Here is an 18,091-nt window from a genome sequence, read left to right as displayed (position 1 = left end):
AAACACGGAGTTAGAACGTTTCCCAGTTATCGCCCGCATCGGCGGTCGCGGCTTTACGCGCCATCACCGGGGTCGCAACGGTTTTTGCCGAGCCGAACTCGCGCGCTTTCATCTGCTCTTGCTGAATGCGGAACACCGCAACAGCCTGAGTCAGACGGCTCGCCTGCTCTTCCAGCGCCGCAGCGGCCGCAGCAGACTCTTCCACCAGCGAGGCGTTCTGCTGGGTTACGCGATCCATCTCTGCCACCGCCAGGCCAACCTGGTCGATACCACGGCTCTGCTCGTCAGACGCAGAGGCAATTTCACCCATGATGTCGGTGACGCGAGTGACCGCATTAACGATCTCGCCCATGGTTTCACCGGCGCTTTCTACCAGGGTAGAACCCACTTCCACACGGCCAACAGAGTCTTCAATCAGGCTCTTAATTTCACGAGCGGCCTGGGCGCTACGCTGTGCCAGGTTACGTACTTCACCCGCAACAACCGCAAACCCACGGCCCTGTTCGCCCGCACGCGCGGCTTCTACTGCGGCGTTCAGTGCCAGGATGTTGGTCTGGAACGCAATACCGTCGATCACGCTGATGATGTCAGCAATTTTCTGCGAACTGCCCGCGATGTCACGCATGGTTTGCACCACGTTATCCACCACTTTACCGCCTTTCTGCGCGGTTTCAGACGCGCTCAGCGCCAGGTTGCTCGCCTGACGGGCGTTCTCGGCGTTCTGCTTAACGGTTGCGGTCAGCTGTTCCATGCTGGCAGCCGTTTCTTCCAGGGAAGCCGCCTGCTGCTCAGTACGGGAAGAGAGATCGTTGTTGCCCATTGAGATCTCGCTCGCGCCGCTGTAAATGGCATTAGCGCCGTTACGCACATCGCCCACGGTACGCACCAGCTCACCCTGCATATGGCGCAGAGAATCAGCCAGCTCGCCCATCTCGTTAGAGCCTTCCACGTCAATGCGCTTCACCAGGTCGCCGCTGGCGATATGGCGAATGCTGTCGATCAGACGGTTCAGTGGGGAGATCAGCGCCTGCTTGATACCCAGCCAGACGGCAACAATCACCACCAGCACGGCGATCAGCACGCTAATCAGCACCCAGATAGCCTGCGTGTAAGAGCTGTTGCTGTCCTCAACGGCAGTCTTGTACAGCTGGTCGTTCTGTTGCAGGTAGTTTACGTACTGCTTCTCAAAACCGTCCTGGAAGCTCTGGGTCGGTTGGTCGAAGAAGGCGTTGATTTTACCTGCGCCCAGCAGCTGGATCAGCTCAGCCAGCGCACCGTGATAAATATCGTAATTACGTTTGATTTCCATCGCCGCCGCATCGCTTTGACGCGGGTCGCGCGGCAGGGCTTCGTAATCCGCCCAGTTTTTTTCCGCCTGTTTCAGAGACGCAGAGGCAATCTGCATTAAATCAGAAACGGTCGCGCCGCTGCCGATATTGCTCTGATCCATCATGTAGCGGATGCCCGCGCGGTTCAGGGTGTTACGGGTTTGCAGCAACGCCACCCAGCTGCCGTTCAGCGTGGATTGTTGCTGGCGAATAGTTTGCAGGACGGTGAAGTTCTCTTTGTCATGCTTCAGGGCATTGAAGAAAAGACCACCGGAGGTGAGTTGTAAGAGGCCAAAAATAGCTAAGACCAGCAATAAACTGGTGACAATCTTGATACGGTTTAACATGTTTTCTCTTTCCATCAGTCAGATAACAGAATTTTCGGCCTGGAAAAGGAAAACTTTACGAAAAACGTACTAACAAGAGGGACAAAATCCCCCTTGTTATGTTGATGAACCCGATGATTATTTCAGCAGCGCAGATATATCCCTGAAAAGTGAATGGGTTATCTCCACGCCGTCGCGATTTGCACGCTCGCGGGAATGGTAGCGACGCTCTCCCGGCAATCGCGCACCCTGCTGCTGCATTCCGCTAAAGAGCGTTTCGGCACGGGCCAGATGGGTTGCGGCGTCATCCCCCAGAAAACGCGCCGGGTCGAGTGCCAGGATCAGCTCACCGCCGTAAGGCAGGCCGCCTGCCCCGTTATCCCACGCCAGCGATTCCGTACTGGTCATATCGCCGATCAGCGGCCCGGCAAGCAGTTCCACCATCGCCGCCAGCGCCGAGCCTTTATGCCCGCCGAAGGTCAGCATCGCGCCGTCGAGAATAGCCTTAGCATCGGTGGTCGGGTTGCCCTGGGCATCGATCCCCCACCCTTCCGGCACAGCCTTACCCGCACGCTGATGCAGCTGGATCTCACCACGCGCCGCCGCACTGGTGGCCATATCAAAAATAAACGGCGGTTTGTCGCCGCGCGGCCAGCCAAAGGCAATCGGGTTGGTGCCAAACAGCGGCTGCGTGCCGCCCGCAGGAGCCACCCACGCATGGCTCGGGGTGGTCGCCAACGCCACCAGACCTGCCTCCGTCAGCGGTTCGACGTCCGCAAACAGGGCGGAAAAGTGCACGCAGCGGTTTATTGCCAGCGCGGCAATCCCGCTGTGCCGCGCCTTTTCCATCAGCAGCGGCAGCGCACGTTCGAACGCCAGCAGGGAAAATGCCCCGCCAGCGTCCGCTTTCACAATGGCGGGCGCGGTGTCGGTGATAACCGGCTCCACGTCTGGCGATACCTTCCCTTTGCGCAGCGTTTCAACAATGCCCAGCAACCGCCACAAACCGTGCGAAGCGCAGCCATCGCGCTCGCCGTGGGTGACGTTTTTCGCCACCGCGGCGGCGTGCGCCTCGCTGAATCCGTTCCCGCGCAGCACCTTATGTGCCAGCGCATAAGCCTCTGTTAATGAAAGGTTTACCATCTCCATGACCGACTCCTCTACTCTTCTTCGTCTCCGGTAAAGTTAGCCTGTGGCAGGCAGGTTCGCTCACCCCAGTAGTAAATTCCCAGCGACATCACCGCCACCAGCACCGTATCCCATGGATGACCAATCACCCCTGTGCCGCCAAAACTGCCAAGCCAGGAGAAAAGCATAATCAACGCGTAGAAGGCGATTAACCACAGGGATGATTTCACCTGCTGCGCCAGACTCACGGTGTGGACAGGCACTTTTGATTTGCACAGCACGTAGACCACAAACATCACAATCTGTAATCCCAGCAACCATGACAGCGTACCCCAGCCAGACCAGAAGACAATCAGCGCTGAAATCACAAACGACACCGGGCCGATAATCCCGAAAGCACGCACGCGGAACGGACGTGGCAGATCCGGCGCATTACGGCGCAGCCCCGCCGCCGTGACCGGCGCAATGGCATAGCTCAGCACCAGCGCGGCCGACACCACGCTAATCAGCTGCTCCCAGGACGGGAACGGCAGCGTCCAGAAGATAGACAGGGCGAAGGTCAGCCACAGCGCCGGACGCGGAATACCCGACTCTTTATCAATGTGGGTGAACGCCTTAAAGAAGGTCCCAGCTTTCGCCCAGCCATAAATCACACGCGGGGTGGCGTTCATATAGATATTGCCGGTGCCGCTTGGGGAGACAATCGCGTCACACACCACCATAAATGCCAGCCAGCCCATACCGAGCGTAATGGCGATATCGCGGTACGGCAGCGAGAACTGTTTGCTGATTTCCGCCCAGCCGCTGCCAAGCATTTCTGTTGGGATACTGCCAAGAAACGCCAGTTGCAGCAGCACGTAGATAATCGTCGACAGCACCACCGATAAAATCAGCGCCACCGGGATTGTCCGCTGTGGGTTTTGCACTTCGCTCGCCACCGAGATAATCGGCGTCAGCCCCAGGTAGGCAAAAATAATCCCCCCGGCGCTGATCGCCGCCTCAACGCCGGACATACCAAACGGTGCAACTCCCTGCACGTGCAGATTTTCAGGCTTGAAAAAGGTAAACAGAGTGACGACAACCGCCAGCGGCACCAGAAACTTCAGAATACTGATGATGTTGTTGGAGCGGGCGAACGTTTTGACGCTGTAGTAGTTCAGGCCGAAGAAGAAACAGAGCAGTAAAAACTGTACCACCCAGCCCAGCAGCGTCGGCGCGCTTGAGTCGGGTTGCGTCAGCATCGGGAACCAGGCTGCCGCATACTGGCGCGCGGCAACAATCTCAATAGAGATCAGGCTTGAGAACGCAATCAGCGTAATAAAGCCCAGCAGATACCCCATCAGCTCACCGTGGGAAAACACCGGATAGCGGATAATTCCCCCGGCGCGCGGCAGCGCCGCCCCCAGTTCGCAATAGACAATCCCCAGCAGCAGTACGGCAATCCCGCCGATAACCCACGAGGCGATCCCTGCGGGTCCGGCAATAGAGGCCACATGGCTTGCGGCAAACAGCCAGCCGGAGCCGAAGATCGCCCCAAGACCAATAAACGTCAGGTCGGTTAACGTCAGCTGCTTTTTAAATTTCCCTGACTCAACAACGCGGGACGATGTTTGATGCGTAGAGTGAATCGTCATGGTCATGCCCTTCAGTCAACAGAGGGGGAAATGGCTTCCCGGGTCCACTGCCCGTTAATCAGGCGCAGCAGGTTCAGAGGGTTAGCATCCTGGACAGCAGGCGGCAGCAGTGCGGCGGGTACATTTTGCAGGCACACCGGACGCAAAAAACGTTCGATGGATTTACTTCCAACGGAGGTCCCGCGTGAATCGGTGGTGGCAGGCCACGGGCCGCCATGCACCATCGCATCGCACACTTCCACGCCGGTCGGGTAACCGTTAAACAGCACGCGTCCGGCTTTTTCGCTCAGGGCAGGCAGCAGGCGTTGTGCCAGCGGGCCGTCGTCAGATTCCGCGTGAACCGTTGCGGTCAGTTGGCCCTGAATGGCGCGCAGAACTGCCTGCATTTCAGCCTCGTCGGCCACCTCTACCAGCACCGCCAGCGGGCCAAACACCTCGTGCTGCAACAGAGGTTCCTGCGTCAGCAGCAGCGAGACCGGGGCCTGATACAGGCGCGCCTGTGCCTGCCCGCGAACCGCCTCATCGTTGCCCGCCAGCCGTTGCATGTCGGGATGTGCCTCAAACGCGCTGACGCCATCTTGATAATGGGCAAGCGTCGGGGCATTGAGCATGGTCTGCGCCGGAGCCTGATCCACCTCCTCTTTCAGCGTATGCGTGAAGCGGCTCATACCTTCACCCCGCAAGACGAGGATCAGCCCGGGCTTGGTACAAAACTGGCCGCAGCCGAGAGTAAAAGAGGCCACCAGCGCCTTCGCCAGCCCCTCTGCCCGGCTGGCTAACGCCTGCGGCAGAATAATCAGTGGGTTAATGGCCGACATTTCCGCAAAGACCGGGATCGGCTGCGGACGCTGCTGCGCAAGCTGCCAGAGCGCCTTACCCCCGCGCAGCGAGCCGGTAAACCCGACCGCCTGGATCGCCGGATGACGCACCAGCTCCGCGCCAATGTCGGTGCCGAAAATCATGTTAAATACGCCCGCAGGCAGTGCTGCTTTCTCCACCGCACGCACAATGGCCTGGGCGGTGAGCTCCGCCGTCGCCATATGCCCCGGATGGGCTTTCACCACCACCGGACAGCCCGCCGCCAGCGCGGAGGCGGTATCGCCCCCCGCGGTGGAAAACGCCAGCGGGAAATTGCTGGCACCGAAGACCGCCACCGGGCCCAGCGCCGTCAGGTACTGGCGCAGATCCGGGCGCGGCAGCGGCTGGCGCGCAGGCAGAGCGGTATCGATACGCACGCCGAAGGCATCCCCGCGGCGCAGGACGCCGGCGAACAGGCGTAGCTGATTACTGGTCCGGGCGCGCTCTCCCTGCAAGCGCGCCAGCGGCAGCGCCGTCTCCTGGTGCGCGATGGTAAAAAAGTCCTCGCCGAGTAAATCCAGCTCGTCGGCGAGGGTATCGAAAAAGCGGGCGCGTACCTCAGGCGAGGTCTGAGAATAAACAGGGAACGCCTGTTCGGCCGCCAGTGCCGCAGCGGCGGCCTCCTCGCGGGAGGCCGGGTAAAAGCGGTATCCGGTGGGTTCACCGTCAGCGGCACGCAGGCCCGGCAGCGTCGCTTCACCGCTTGCCACGCGGCGTCCGGCGATAAACTGCTGGCCTGTTACAGAGAGAGGTAAAGTCATCGTCACTCCTTTCCTTAAAGGCCGACGTCTGGCAGCTGTGGGCGAGTCGCCAGCGCCTTCTCGACAATCGCTACCACTTCCGCACGGGTGTCCCCTTCCAGCGCCAGGCGCGGCGGACGGGTAATCTCGCTACCACGGCCCAGCAGCTCCTCGCAGAGTTTGATGCACTGCACCAGATCCGGGCGCGCATCCAGATGCAGCAGCGGCATAAACCAGCGGTAAAGCGCCATCGCTTCTTCATAGCGCTGCTGTTTTGCCAGGCGGAATAGCGTTTCCCCTTCGCGCGGGAACGCGTTCGACATCCCGGAGATCCAGCCTTCCGCCCCCACGGCGATGCTCTCAACCACCACGTCATCCAGCCCGGCGAACAGCACAAAGCGGTCGCCAACGGAATTACGCAGGTCGATAAAACGGCTGGTATCACCGGAAGAGTCTTTAAAGCAGACGATGTTGTCGCAGTCGGTGAGTGTCGCCAGGATATCCGGCGTCACGTCGTTTTTGTAGATTGGCGGGTTGTTGTAGACCATGATTGGCAGGTCAGTGGCGGTTGCCACGCTGCGGAAGTGGGCCGCAGTTTCATGCGGTTTTGAAGAGTAAACCAGTGCGGGCATCACCATAATGCCGTCCACACCCACACGCTCGGCCTCTTTCGCCATCTTCTGCGCAAAGGCGGTGGTAAATTCGGCGACACCGGCAATAACCGGGATCTGACCGCCCGCCGCGTCTTTCGCTACTTCGATAATTTGCAGCTTTTCCTGCGTGGTCAGAGAGGTGTTCTCGCCCACGCTGCCGCACACCACCAGGCCGGAAACACCATCCTTGACCAGGTTTTTCATCACCGCATGGGTGGCATCCAGATCGACAGAGTAGTCGTGACGAAACTGGGTACTGACTGCCGGGAATACACCGCTCCAGTGAATGGCTTTCTTGCTCATGTTCGGTTCCTTGTCGTCAATTTGTTAAATCAAAGTGAATGAATGGTGAATATTCACTGACAGATTGACGTTTCAGGCGGCCGACGGCTTGGTGGTTTTCCTCCCCTTTGATGACGAAATTAGCACAGTGCGTTTCTCTTACCCGGCCAGCGTGACGCGAAAATCACGCGGTGTGGAGCCGGTCATGGCCTTGAACTGGCGGCTAAAAGCGCTGTGATCGGTATAGCCACATTGCAGGGCAATATCGGTAATCGGCGTATCGCCCGCCAGCAATTCGGTCGCTTTTTCCAGCCGGATTTTGTGGATCATCTGACGCGGGGTGAGGTGAAAAATACGCTTACAGTAGCGTTCGATTTGCGCCACCGACATGCCGCTCAGCGCGGTGAGCTCCTCCATCGCGATCGGCCGGTGATAATGATTGCGGATATGATCGTCGACGATCGCCAGCCGCTGCCACGCCGGATGACGCGCCTGCGCTTCCTGTAAGTCGTGCGAAATGCCCGCCATACCGATCACGTTGCCCTGCGCATCCCGCAGCGCCAGCTTCTGGGTCAAACACCAGCCGCGCTCGCGGCCGTTATAGAGATGCATCTCCAGCTGGTCGCGCAACGTCACCCCTTCGCGCAACACCCGCATATCCTGCTCGGTATAGCCCTGCCCCAGCGCGGAAGGGAAAACATCGGCAGAGGTTTTCCCCAGCAGAGAAACCACCGTCTTAAACCCACAGCGACGCGCCAGGGTCATATTGACCATCAGATAACGCGCCTGCACGTCTTTGACAAAAAACACCACATTAGGAATGGCATTCAGCAGCGGCGCAATCAACGCCATTGCATGAAGCAACGTCTGGATATTGTCCGGACGCTGGCGCGCCAGCCCTTCACAAATCTGACTCAGTTCAGCCACTTCCAGCGCCGGCGACGGTGCCAGCACATCATCAATAACACAGGACATAACGCTTCCTCCCGATTAGTGAGCTGGATCTTTATTAACTTTTCGTTAACTCATCAAGCGCCCTTACCGCGTTTTGCGATCCTGCCACAGGTTTATGATTTACCCTGTTTCATCCACTGGCGCTGTTGCCTTTTTTGGTTTACCACACCATCAACAGAATGATTAATAAGAAATAAATATGAATTTCACTTAAGAATGAAACCGGTCACTGTGCTGATTTCGTCATTTCTGATGGCGAAAGCGATCAAGCAGGAATGCCAGCCTTACGCCAGCATTTAGCAACAAGGTGTTAACTTTCCGGAGATCCCATGACAGCGCAGCACAGCGAACTGAGAGTAATTGACTCCCACACCGGCGGCGAACCGACCCGCCTGGTCATCGACGGTTTTCCGGATCTGGGCACAGGAAACATGGCCGAACGCCGGGATCGCTTCGCCCGCGACTATGACGACTGGCGCAAAGCCATCATTCTTGAGCCACGCGGCAACGACGTTCTGGTCGGCGCCCTGCTCTGTGAGCCGGTTTCACCAAAGGCCACGGCGGGGGTGATCTTCTTCAACAACAGCGGTTTTCTGAACATGTGCGGCCACGGCACGATCGGCCTTATCGCCTCGCTGGCCTGGCTTGGGCGCATTCAGCCGGGTAAACATCTGATTGAAACCCCGGTGGGTGATGTGACCGCCACGCTGCACGAAGACGGCAGCGTTTCGGTAGAAAACGTCCCGGCGTATCGCTGGCGCAAACAGGTGCAGGTTGAAACCGCACACGGCACGGTAACGGGCGATATCGCCTGGGGCGGGAACTGGTTCTTCCTCGTCAACGATCATCCGTTCGCCGTGATACCGGACCAGATCCCGCAGTTAACGGAGTATGCCTGGGCAATCCGGGAAGGGTTAGAACGTGCGGGCATTCGTGGCGAACATGACGGCATTATCGACCATATTGAACTCTTCGCAGAAGATGACCGGGCAGACAGCCGCAGCTTTGTGCTCTGCCCGGGTAAAGCCTGGGATCGCTCTCCTTGCGGCACCGGCACCAGCGCCAAGCTGGCCTGTCTGGCCGGGGACGGCAAACTCAGGCCCGGGGAAAGCTGGCGGCAGGCGAGCATTATCGGCAGCGAATTTACCGCCCATTTCGTGCCGCAGGGCAGCAAGGTAATCCCGACGATCCGCGGAGAGGCGTGGGTCTGCGGCGATAACCGGTTGATCCTCAATCCTGACGATCCGTTCCGCTGGGGGATCACGTTGTGACCGAAAGTGACGTCATTGTCATCGGTGCCGGGATCATCGGCACCGCCTGCGCCTGGCAACTGGCAAAGCGCGGGCAGCGGGTCACGCTGGTAGACGACGGCAACGCGGGTGCAACGGCGGCAGGAATGGGTCATCTGGTGTGTATGGATGACGATCCCGCCGAACTGACCCTCTCAGCCTGGTCACTGGCGCGCTGGCGGGAACTGACGCCCCACATGCCGGAAAGCTGCGCCTGGCGCGGGTGCGGCACGCTGTGGCTGGCGGAAACGCCGCAGGAGCTTGAGCTGGCAGAGGAAAAGCAACAGCGGATGGCGCAATACCAGGTTGCCAGCGACATGCAGACCCGCGACCAGCTTGCCACACGTGAACCCCTGCTCACCTCCCGGCTCAGCGGCGGGCTGTGGGTACCCGGAGACGGAATTGTTTACGCGCCGAACGTCACCCGCTGGTTTATTGAGGATGCTGATATCACGCATCTTCGTGACCGCGCCCGTGCAGTCGATGCCCCTTACGTCACCCTGCATAGCGGCAAACGCCTGCGGGCGGGCACCATCGTCATTGCCTGCGGGCTGGGTGCCAACAGGCTGCTGGATGAAAACTGGCTGCGGGCGAAAAAAGGCCAGCTGGCGATCACCGATCGCTACGGCCCGTTGCTCAGCCATCAGCTGGTCGAGTTGGGGTACGGTGCCAGCGCTCATTCGGGTGGCACGTCGGTGGCGTTTAATATCCAGCCGCGCCCGACCGGGCAACTGCTGATTGGCTCTTCCCGCCAGTTCGACAACACCGACCGCGAGATAGATCTGCCCCTTCTGGCAACCATGCTGGCGCGCGCGCGTCATTTTTTACCCTCGCTGGAGAGTCTGAATATCATCCGCTGCTGGAGCGGTTTTCGGGCCGCATCGGCAGACGGTAACCCGCTCATCGGCCCGCATCCCACGCGCCCGGGAGTCTGGCTGGCGCTGGGGCACGAAGGGCTGGGCGTCACCACCGCCCCCGCAACCGCCGAACTGCTCTGCGCACAGATCCTCGGCGAACGTCCGGCCGTTTGCCCGGATGCCTGGCTCCCTGCGCGGCTGCACAAACAGGAGGCAATCGCATGACAACCCTGAACCTGATTATCGAAGGTGAACCCTGTGACGTTCCTGCGGGCATCAGCGTCGCGGCGGCGCTGGCACTGACGGGCGATGGCGTGACGCGCCGTTCGGTCAGCGGTGAGCCGCGCGCCCCTTTCTGCGGCATGGGCGTTTGCCAGGAATGTCGCGTTACGGTGAATGGACGGCGGGTACTGGCCTGCCAGACGGAATGCCTGCCCGACATGGTGATAGAAAGGAGCCAACATGCGCACGTTTGACTGTGAGATCCTTGTCCTCGGCTCAGGGCCAGCCGGGCTGTCGGCGGCACTGGCCGCCGCACGCTGCGGAAAATCAGTTATCGTCCTGGACGACAACCCGCGTCCTGGCGGGCAAATCTGGCGCGATGGCCCGCAGGTTTCGCTGCCTCCTCGCGCCTTACGCCTGCGTCAGGCGGTGGCGGAACAGCCAGCCATTACGCTGCTTAACGGCACCCGGCTGATTGCCCGCCCTGAACCGCATTCCGTGGTGTTTGAAACCGCAGACAGCTGCGGCGCGATCCGCTGGCAGCGGCTGATTTTATGCTGCGGCGCGCGGGAACTCTCCCTGCCGTTTCCGGGCTGGACGCTTCCCGGCGTAACGGGGGCCGGTGGGTTACAGGCGCAGATTAAACACGGCCTGCCGCTCAACGGCGAGCGGGTGGTCATCGCCGGAAGCGGGCCGCTGCTGCTGGCAGTTGCCAGTACGGTGAAACGCGCAGGCGGGAATATTGTTGCCATCATCGAACAGGCGCCGGTGAGCGCGCTGGCCCGGTTCGCGGCTGGGCTCTGGCGCTGGCCGGAAAAACTGCTCCAGCTCGGCGAGCTTTTTCCGGCTCACTATCGCCCGGCAAGCCAGGTCATCCATGCCCGGGGAGAGGCACATCTCCAGTCCGTGACCGTACGCCACGGCGGGAAAAATCAGGAGATAGCCTGCGACAGGCTGGCGATCGGCTACGGACTGGCGCCCAATCTCGAGCCGGGTCTTATCTTCGGCTGCGCAACCGAAAATCAGGCTATCCGGGTCGATGCGTCTCAACGCACCAGCGTGGAGGATATCTATGCTGCGGGAGAATGCACCGGCTTTGGCGGCAGCGAGCTGGCGCTGGCCGAAGGGGAAATTGCGGGCTATATCGCGGCGGATAACCCCGGAAAGGCAGAAAAAGCTATCGCCGCCCGTACCCGCTGGCAGCGTTTTGCCCGGGCGCTCCATGCCACCTTCGCCTTACCGGAATCGCTAAAAGACGTTGCCACTGCCGACACTCTGCTCTGTCGCTGCGAAGATGTGCGCTGTGGCGATGTGCAACATGCCGAAAGCTGGCAGGCGGCGAAGCTCGCCTCGCGCTGTGGCATGGGTGCCTGTCAGGGGAAAACCTGCGCCACCAGCGCACGCTGGCTGTACGGCTGGCCGCTGCCGCAGCCGCGCGAGCCGCTTTCCCCGGCGCGTATCGACACGCTTATCCATCTGGCAAAGCCGGAGGGTTGAGTTACTCGTCTTCCCCGCGTTCGGCGATATGGCGGTTGCCGAGCGCGATAAACTCTTCCAGCAGCGCCGTCAGCTGCTGCATTTTCTCCAGCGTGTATTCCGCCTCAATCTGCTGATAAGCCTCTTCCACCTGCGCCTGGGCGTGTTCATAAAGCGCGTTGCCCTCTTTGGTCAGCGACACGTACAGCTTGCGCTGGTCGTTCACCGGCTTTAAGCGCAGCACCAGTCCGTCGCGCTCCATGCGCGTGAGAATGCCCGTCAGGCTCGGGCGCAGAATGCAGGTCCGAAACGCCAGATCGTGAAAATCCATCGACGGATGTTCAGCCAGCACGCGCACAATCCGCCACTGCTGCTCGGTCAGGTTATGCCGCTTCACAATCGGGCGGAAGTAAGACATCGCCGCTTCCCGCGCCTGTAATAACGCGATGGTTAATGAGTCATGCATAGCCACTCCCGGAAATCATTAACAAGTAAACAATTCAAAAAAGCTGTTTTTATAAACAACACGTTTTCTGGCAAAAAGTCTAACAGAAACAACGAATTTCTATTAAAACACTGATAAACATATTATTTTAATTATATATGTAAATTTATTGTTATTCCTATCACAAAATTTTCACTTCTGATTGCGAAACAAACAGCAAAAGCATAAAACCAGATCATTAACATATTAATGAAATCGCAATCCGGACCTCCGGCCTGAGGAGTAGTCAATGAAAGGTACTGTTTTTGCCGTCGCGCTGAATCATCAAAGCCAGCGTGAAACCTGGCGTGAAGCGTTTGAAAAAGCCCCCTATAACACCCCGCCAAAAACCGCCGTCTGGTTTATTAAACCGGGCAACACCGTTATCCGTGCCGGCGACCCCATCCCGTTCCCGCAAGGTGAAACGGTGTTAAGCGGGGCCACGGTCGCGCTGGTGGTGGGGAAAACCGCCCGCAAGGTGCAGGCTGAAGACGCGGCGGAGTACATCGCCGGATACGCACTCGCCAACGAAGTGAGCCTGCCGGAAGAGAGCTTCTACCGCCCGGCTATCAAAGCCAAATGCCGTGACGGCTTCTGCCCTCTGGGTGAGCTTGTCGCGGTTGATAACGTCGATAACCTGACCATCATTACCGAAATCAATGGCCGCGAAGCAGACCACTGGAACACCGCAGATTTACAGCGCAACGCCGCCGAACTGCTCAGCGCCCTGAGCGAATTTGCCACCCTGAATCCTGGCGATGCCATTTTGCTCGGCACACCGCAGGCCCGCGTGGCGCTGCGTCCGGGCGATCGGGTGCGCATTCTGGCCGAAGGTTTCCCGGCACTGGAAAACCCGGTCGTCAACGAACGCGATATCGCCCCTGCGCAAGGCCCACATTCACACCCCACGCTGTTTGCCCTGGGGCTGAACTACGCCGATCACGCCAGCGAGCTGGACTTCAAACCACCCACCGAGCCGCTGGTGTTTATCAAAGCCCCGAACACCTTTAACGGTGATAACCAGACGTCGGTACGCCCGGACAACGTTGAATACATGCACTACGAAGCGGAGCTGGTGGTGGTCATCGGCAAAACCGCGCACAAGGTGAGCGAAGCCGACGCGATGGACTATGTCGCGGGCTATACGGTCTGTAACGACTACGCCATCCGCGACTACCTCGAAAACTACTATCGCCCGAATCTGCGGGTGAAAAGCCGTGACGGGCTGACGCCGATTTCCCCCAACATCGTGCCAAAAGCGGCCATTCCCGACCCGCACAACCTGGCCCTGCGCACCTTCGTTAACGGCGAATTACGCCAGCAAGGCACCACGGCAGACCTGATCTTCAGCATCCCGTTCCTGATTGCGTACCTGAGCGAATTTATGACCCTGCAACCGGGGGACATGATTGCCACCGGCACGCCGAAAGGGCTTTCCGACGTGGAGCCTGGCGACGAAGTGGTGGTGGAAGTGGAAGGCGTGGGCCGCCTGGTGAACCGAATTGTCAGTGAGGAGACGACAAAATGAAAAAGATAAACCATTGGATCAACGGCAAAAACGTGGCGGGAAGTGACTACTTCCACACCACTAATCCAGCCTCTGGCGAAGTGCTGGCAGAAGTGGCCTCCGGCGGTGAAGCCGAGGTAAATCAGGCCGTTGCCGCCGCCAAAGAGGCGTTCCCGAAATGGGCCAACCTGCCGATGAAAGAGCGCGCGCGCCTGATGCGCCGCCTGGGCGATCTGATTGACCAGAACGTGCCTGAGATCGCTGCGATGGAAACCGCCGACACCGGTCTGCCCATCCACCAGACCAAAAACGTGCTGATCCCGCGCGCCTCGCACAACTTCGAGTTCTTCGCCGAAGTGTGCCAGCAGATGAACGGCAAAACCTACCCGGTCGATGACACGATGCTGAACTACACCCTGGTGCAGCCGGTGGGCGTGTGTGCGCTGGTATCGCCGTGGAACGTGCCGTTTATGACCGCCACCTGGAAAGTCGCGCCGTGTCTGGCGCTGGGCAATACCGCGGTACTGAAGATGTCTGAGCTTTCCCCGCTGACTGCCGACCGTCTGGGCGAGCTGGCGCTGGAAGCCGGTATTCCGGCGGGCGTGCTGAACGTGGTGCAGGGCTATGGCGCGACAGCGGGTGATGCGCTGGTGCGTCACCACGACGTGCGCGCCGTGTCATTCACCGGTGGTACCGCCACTGGTCGCAACATCATGAAAAATGCCGGGCTGAAAAAGTACTCGATGGAGCTCGGCGGCAAATCACCGGTACTGATTTTTGAAGATGCCGATATCGAGCGCGCGCTGGATGCCGCCCTGTTCACCATCTTCTCTATCAACGGCGAGCGTTGCACCGCGGGCTCGCGCATTTTCATTCAGCAGAGCATCTACCCGGAATTCGTCAAACGTTTCGCCGAGCGCGCCAACCGCCTGCGCGTGGGCGACCCAACCGATCCGAACACGCAGGTCGGTGCGCTGATTAGCCAGCAACACTGGGAAAAAGTCTCGGGTTATATCCGCCTCGGTATTGAAGAGGGTGCCACCCTGCTGGCAGGCGGGCCGGACAAACCCACTGACCTGCCTGCGCACCTGAAAGGCGGTAACTTCCTGCGCCCGACCGTGCTGGCCGATGTGAACAACCGGATGCGCGTGGCCCAGGAAGAGATCTTCGGGCCGGTGGCGTGCCTGCTGCCGTTTAAAGACGAAGCGGAAGGTCTTCGCCTGGCCAACGACGTGGAGTACGGTCTGGCATCCTATATCTGGACCCAGGATGTGAGCAAAGTGCTGCGTCTGGCACGCAATATCGAAGCCGGCATGGTGTTTGTGAACACCCAGAACGTGCGCGACCTGCGCCAGCCGTTTGGCGGCGTGAAGGCCTCCGGCACCGGGCGCGAAGGTGGCGAGTACAGCTTTGAAGTGTTCGCCGAAATGAAAAACGTCTGTATCTCTATGGGCAACCATCCGATTCCAAAATGGGGGGTCTGATATGGGTACGTTAGCGTTAGCGGCAAAAATCACCCACGTCCCGTCGATGTATCTTTCTGAGCTGCCGGGGAAAAACCACGGCTGCCGTCAGTCGGCCATCGACGGACACAAAGAGATCAGCAAGCGCTGCCGAGAGCTGGGCGTCGATACCATTATCGTTTTCGACACCCACTGGCTGGTGAACAGCGCGTATCACATTAACTGTGCGGATCATTTTTCTGGCATCTACACCAGCAACGAGCTGCCACACTTTATCCGTGACATGACCTATGACTACGACGGCAATCCAGAACTCGGCCAGTTGATTGCCGACGAAGCGGTGAAGCTCGGCGTGCGGGCCAAAGCGCATAACATCCCGAGCCTGAAGCTGGAGTACGGCACGCTGGTGCCGATGCGCTACATGAACAGCGACAAGCACTTCAAAGTGATCTCGATTTCGGCGTTCTGCACCGTGCACGACTTCGCCGACAGCCGCAGACTCGGTGAAGCTATCGTCAGCGCGATTGCGCAATACGACGGCACGGTCGCCGTGCTGGCCAGCGGTTCCCTGTCGCACCGTTTTATCGACGACCAGCGTGCGGAAGAAGGGATGAACAGCTACACCCGCGAGTTCGACCGCCAGATGGACGAGCGCGTGGTAAAGCTGTGGCGCGAAGGCCAGTTCAAGGCGTTTTGCGACATGTTGCCGGAGTACGCCGACTACTGCTACGGCGAGGGCAATATGCACGACACGGTAATGCTGCTGGGGATGCTCGGATGGGACAAATACGACGGCAAGGTGGAGTTTCTCACCGAGCTGTTCGCCAGCTCCGGCACCGGCCAGGTTAACGCTGTTTTCCCGCTGCCCGCGTAAGGAGCCACCATGCCGCATTTTATTGCTGAATGTACCGACAATATCCGCGAGCAGGCCGACCTACCGGGTCTGTTTGCCAAAGTGAACGAGGCGCTCGCCGCCACGGGCATTTTCCCGCTCGGCGGTATCCGTAGCCGCGCACACTGGCTGGATACCTGGCAGATGGCCGACGGTAAGCACGATTACGCGTTTGTGCATATGACGCTGAAAATAGGCACCGGGCGCAGCCTGGAAAGCCGCGAGGCGGTGGGAGAGATGCTGTTTGGGCTTATCAAAACGCATTTTGCAGAGCTGATGGAAAGCCGCTATCTGGCGCTGTCGTTTGAGCTCGACGAACTGCACCCGACGCTCAATTACAAACAAAACAATGTGCACGCACTGTTTCGCTGAGGTCTTTTATGCTCGATAAACACACCCATACCCTGATCGCACATCGTCTGCACCAGGCGGAGCAATCTCGCGAGCAGATCCGCCAGATCTCGCTGGATTACCCGACGATCACCATCGACGACGCCTACGCCGTACAGCGCGAATGGGTAAGCCTGAAAATCGCCGAAGGCCGCGTGCTGAAAGGCCATAAAATCGGCCTCACCTCCAAAGCCATGCAGGCCAGCTCGCAGATAAGCGAACCGGACTACGGCGCGCTGCTGGACGACATGTTCTTCCACGACGGCAGCGACATTCCCGTCGATCGGTTTATCGTCCCGCGTATTGAAGTGGAGCTGGCGTTCGTGCTGGCCAAACCGCTGCGCGGCCCTAACTGCACGATCTTCGATGTCTACAACGCCACAGACTATGTGATCCCGGCGCTGGAGCTGATCGACGCCCGCTGCCACAACATCGATCCCGACACCCAGCGCCCGCGCAAAGTGTTCGACACCATTTCCGATAACGCCGCCAACGCCGGTGTGATCCTCGGCGGACGGCCGATTAAACCCGACGAGCTGGATCTGCGCTGGATCTCCGCCCTGCTCTATCGCAACGGCGTGATCGAAGAAACCGGCGTCGCCGCAGGCGTACTCAACCACCCGGCGAACGGCGTGGCGTGGCTGGCAAACAAACTGGCGCCGTACGACGTGCAGCTTGAACCGGGGCAAATCATCCTCGGCGGTTCGTTTACCCGCCCGGTGGCCGCCAGCAAGGGCGACACCTTCCACGTGGACTACGGCAACATGGGCTCGATTAGCTGCCGCTTTGTGTAGGAGTTCACCATGCAAAACGCATTTAAAACCGCGCTGAAAGCCGGAAAGCCACAAATCGGCCTGTGGCTGGGGCTGACCAGCAGCTACAGCGCAGAGCTGCTGGCAGGCGCGGGTTTCGACTGGCTGCTGATCGACGGCGAACACGCGCCAAACAACGTGCAAACCGTCTTAACACAGTTACAGGCGATTGCGCCTTACGCCAGCCAGCCGGTGGTGCGCCCGTCCTGGAACGATCCGGTGCAGATCAAACAGCTGCTGGATGTGGGCGCGCAAACCCTGCTGGTGCCAATGGTACAAAATGCCGACGAAGCCCGTCTGGCGGTGAGCGCCACCCGTTATCCCCCTGCGGGGATCCGCGGCGTTGGCAGTGCGCTGGCCCGCGCGTCGCGCTGGAACCGTATTCCTGATTACCTGCAGCAGGCGAACGATGCCATGTGCGTGCTGGTGCAGATAGAAACCCGCGAGGCACTGAAAAACCTGCCGCAGATCCTGGATGTGGAAGGGGTCGACGGGGTGTTTATTGGCCCGGCGGATCTCAGCGCCGACATGGGCTTTGCCGGTAATCCGCAGCACCCGGATGTGCAGGCCGCCATCGAACAGGCCATCGGGCAGATCCTGAGCGCAGGTAAAGCGCCCGGTATCCTGATGGCTAACGAAACGCTGGCAAAACGCTATCTCGAACTCGGTGCGCTGTTTGTCGCCGTGGGTGTGGATACCACCCTGCTGGCCCGTAGCGCCGAAGCGCTGGCAGCCCGTTTTATCGAAAAACCGGTTACATCAGTCAATAACAATAAATCCGTCTACTGAACGGACG

Annotated in this window: 17 protein-coding genes; 10 read left to right on the top strand and 7 right to left on the bottom strand. The window is 59.5% G+C overall.

Translation table 11 applies throughout. The features are described 5' to 3' along the window. Positions 1-10: 10 nt before the first annotated feature. The 6 genes from tsr to ACT9TW_RS08195 all read right to left on the bottom strand — a co-directional run bounded on the left by tsr (position 11) and on the right by ACT9TW_RS08195 (position 7,924). Positions 11-1,675: a methyl-accepting chemotaxis protein gene (gene tsr, locus ACT9TW_RS08220; protein WP_446492095.1), complete on the bottom strand. Its 1,665-nt coding sequence runs from the start codon at positions 1,673-1,675 to the stop codon at positions 11-13. A gap of 117 nt (positions 1,676-1,792) precedes the next feature. Then, positions 1,793-2,803: an Ldh family oxidoreductase gene (locus ACT9TW_RS08215; RefSeq protein WP_446492094.1), complete on the bottom strand. Its 1,011-nt coding sequence runs from the start codon at positions 2,801-2,803 to the stop codon at positions 1,793-1,795. An 11-nt stretch (positions 2,804-2,814) separates the two neighbouring features. After that, complete coding sequence (locus ACT9TW_RS08210) at positions 2,815-4,416, bottom strand: APC family permease (protein WP_446492093.1); 1,602 nt, start codon at positions 4,414-4,416, stop codon at positions 2,815-2,817. An 11-nt stretch (positions 4,417-4,427) separates the two neighbouring features. Beyond that, a complete protein-coding gene (locus ACT9TW_RS08205) occupies positions 4,428-6,035 on the bottom strand; it encodes an aldehyde dehydrogenase (NADP(+)) (RefSeq protein ID WP_446492092.1) in 1,608 nt (535 codons plus the stop codon). Positions 6,036-6,049: 14 nt separating this feature from the next. Then, entirely contained in the window at positions 6,050-6,970 is a 921-nt protein-coding gene (locus tag ACT9TW_RS08200) for a dihydrodipicolinate synthase family protein (protein ID WP_446492091.1), read from the bottom strand. 138 nt (positions 6,971-7,108) lie between these two features. Further along, positions 7,109-7,924, bottom strand: a complete 816-nt coding sequence (locus ACT9TW_RS08195) for a helix-turn-helix domain-containing protein (RefSeq protein ID WP_446492090.1) — start codon at positions 7,922-7,924, stop codon at positions 7,109-7,111. A 308-nt stretch (positions 7,925-8,232) separates the two neighbouring features. On the opposite strand from ACT9TW_RS08195, the gene ACT9TW_RS08190 reads away from it, so the two are divergent. Genes ACT9TW_RS08190 through ACT9TW_RS08175 form a run of 4 tightly spaced genes read left to right on the top strand, consistent with a single transcriptional unit; the run spans position 8,233 to position 11,768 of the window. After that, positions 8,233-9,174: a 4-hydroxyproline epimerase gene (locus ACT9TW_RS08190; RefSeq protein ID WP_446492089.1), complete on the top strand. Its 942-nt coding sequence runs from the start codon at positions 8,233-8,235 to the stop codon at positions 9,172-9,174. Then, a complete protein-coding gene (locus ACT9TW_RS08185; RefSeq protein WP_446492088.1) occupies positions 9,171-10,274 on the top strand; it encodes an NAD(P)/FAD-dependent oxidoreductase in 1,104 nt (367 codons plus the stop codon). The genes ACT9TW_RS08190 and ACT9TW_RS08185 overlap by 4 nt, the downstream gene beginning before the upstream one ends. Next, a complete protein-coding gene (locus ACT9TW_RS08180; RefSeq protein WP_446492087.1) occupies positions 10,271-10,525 on the top strand; it encodes a (2Fe-2S)-binding protein in 255 nt (84 codons plus the stop codon). The genes ACT9TW_RS08185 and ACT9TW_RS08180 overlap by 4 nt, the downstream gene beginning before the upstream one ends. After that, a complete protein-coding gene (locus ACT9TW_RS08175) occupies positions 10,512-11,768 on the top strand; it encodes an FAD-dependent oxidoreductase (RefSeq protein ID WP_446492086.1) in 1,257 nt (418 codons plus the stop codon). Before ACT9TW_RS08180 ends, ACT9TW_RS08175 begins: the two co-directional genes overlap by 14 nt. Before the next feature lies 1 nt (position 11,769). Here ACT9TW_RS08175 and hpaR read toward each other — a convergent pair whose 3' ends face one another. Then, positions 11,770-12,213, bottom strand: coding sequence for a homoprotocatechuate degradation operon regulator HpaR (hpaR, locus tag ACT9TW_RS08170; RefSeq protein ID WP_446492085.1), 444 nt, complete (start codon positions 12,211-12,213; stop codon positions 11,770-11,772). Between the two features lie 268 nt (positions 12,214-12,481). Here hpaR and hpaG point away from each other — a divergent pair, with 268 nt between their 5' ends. Genes hpaG through hpaI form a run of 6 tightly spaced genes read left to right on the top strand, consistent with a single transcriptional unit; the run spans position 12,482 to position 18,084 of the window. Further along, positions 12,482-13,759: a 4-hydroxyphenylacetate degradation bifunctional isomerase/decarboxylase gene (gene hpaG / locus ACT9TW_RS08165; protein ID WP_446492084.1), complete on the top strand. Its 1,278-nt coding sequence runs from the start codon at positions 12,482-12,484 to the stop codon at positions 13,757-13,759. Then, a complete protein-coding gene (gene hpaE / locus ACT9TW_RS08160; protein ID WP_182059454.1) occupies positions 13,756-15,222 on the top strand; it encodes a 5-carboxymethyl-2-hydroxymuconate semialdehyde dehydrogenase in 1,467 nt (488 codons plus the stop codon). The genes hpaG and hpaE overlap by 4 nt, the downstream gene beginning before the upstream one ends. Position 15,223: 1 nt before the next feature. After that, entirely contained in the window at positions 15,224-16,075 is an 852-nt protein-coding gene (hpaD, locus tag ACT9TW_RS08155; protein WP_446492083.1) for a 3,4-dihydroxyphenylacetate 2,3-dioxygenase, read from the top strand. A gap of 9 nt (positions 16,076-16,084) precedes the next feature. After that, positions 16,085-16,465 carry a 5-carboxymethyl-2-hydroxymuconate Delta-isomerase gene (locus ACT9TW_RS08150; RefSeq protein ID WP_446492082.1) on the top strand — a complete coding sequence of 127 codons (381 nt, stop codon included), beginning with the start codon at positions 16,085-16,087 and terminating at the stop codon, positions 16,463-16,465. A gap of 8 nt (positions 16,466-16,473) precedes the next feature. After that, positions 16,474-17,277 carry a 2-oxo-hept-4-ene-1,7-dioate hydratase gene (hpaH, locus tag ACT9TW_RS08145; protein ID WP_108089514.1) on the top strand — a complete coding sequence of 268 codons (804 nt, stop codon included), beginning with the start codon at positions 16,474-16,476 and terminating at the stop codon, positions 17,275-17,277. Positions 17,278-17,286: 9 nt separating this feature from the next. After that, positions 17,287-18,084, top strand: a complete 798-nt coding sequence (gene hpaI, locus ACT9TW_RS08140) for a 4-hydroxy-2-oxoheptanedioate aldolase (protein ID WP_446492081.1) — start codon at positions 17,287-17,289, stop codon at positions 18,082-18,084. Positions 18,085-18,091 lie beyond the last annotated feature (7 nt).

Source organism: Enterobacter sp. C4G1, assembly GCF_052886895.1.
The sequence above is the reverse complement of the archived record's forward strand: the minus strand, read 5'-3'. Positions and strand labels throughout refer to the sequence as shown.

What these genes read in the sequence shown, in the direction of transcription:
- hpaG (WP_446492084.1), top strand. Translation starts at nt 12,482, where the DNA reads ATGAAAGGTACTGTTTTTGCCGTCGCGCTGAATCATCAAAGCCAGCGT.
- ACT9TW_RS08195 (WP_446492090.1), bottom strand. Translation starts at nt 7,924, where the DNA reads ATGTCCTGTGTTATTGATGATGTGCTGGCACCGTCGCCGGCGCTGGAA.
- hpaD (WP_446492083.1), top strand. Translation starts at nt 15,224, where the DNA reads ATGGGTACGTTAGCGTTAGCGGCAAAAATCACCCACGTCCCGTCGATG.
- ACT9TW_RS08175 (WP_446492086.1), top strand. Translation starts at nt 10,512, where the DNA reads ATGCGCACGTTTGACTGTGAGATCCTTGTCCTCGGCTCAGGGCCAGCC.
- tsr (WP_446492095.1), bottom strand. Translation starts at nt 1,675, where the DNA reads ATGTTAAACCGTATCAAGATTGTCACCAGTTTATTGCTGGTCTTAGCT.
- hpaE (WP_182059454.1), top strand. Translation starts at nt 13,756, where the DNA reads ATGAAAAAGATAAACCATTGGATCAACGGCAAAAACGTGGCGGGAAGT.
- ACT9TW_RS08150 (WP_446492082.1), top strand. Translation starts at nt 16,085, where the DNA reads ATGCCGCATTTTATTGCTGAATGTACCGACAATATCCGCGAGCAGGCC.
- hpaI (WP_446492081.1), top strand. Translation starts at nt 17,287, where the DNA reads ATGCAAAACGCATTTAAAACCGCGCTGAAAGCCGGAAAGCCACAAATC.
- ACT9TW_RS08200 (WP_446492091.1), bottom strand. Translation starts at nt 6,970, where the DNA reads ATGAGCAAGAAAGCCATTCACTGGAGCGGTGTATTCCCGGCAGTCAGT.
- ACT9TW_RS08205 (WP_446492092.1), bottom strand. Translation starts at nt 6,035, where the DNA reads ATGACTTTACCTCTCTCTGTAACAGGCCAGCAGTTTATCGCCGGACGC.
- hpaR (WP_446492085.1), bottom strand. Translation starts at nt 12,213, where the DNA reads ATGCATGACTCATTAACCATCGCGTTATTACAGGCGCGGGAAGCGGCG.
- ACT9TW_RS08190 (WP_446492089.1), top strand. Translation starts at nt 8,233, where the DNA reads ATGACAGCGCAGCACAGCGAACTGAGAGTAATTGACTCCCACACCGGC.
- ACT9TW_RS08215 (WP_446492094.1), bottom strand. Translation starts at nt 2,803, where the DNA reads ATGGAGATGGTAAACCTTTCATTAACAGAGGCTTATGCGCTGGCACAT.
- hpaH (WP_108089514.1), top strand. Translation starts at nt 16,474, where the DNA reads ATGCTCGATAAACACACCCATACCCTGATCGCACATCGTCTGCACCAG.
- ACT9TW_RS08180 (WP_446492087.1), top strand. Translation starts at nt 10,271, where the DNA reads ATGACAACCCTGAACCTGATTATCGAAGGTGAACCCTGTGACGTTCCT.
- ACT9TW_RS08210 (WP_446492093.1), bottom strand. Translation starts at nt 4,416, where the DNA reads ATGACGATTCACTCTACGCATCAAACATCGTCCCGCGTTGTTGAGTCA.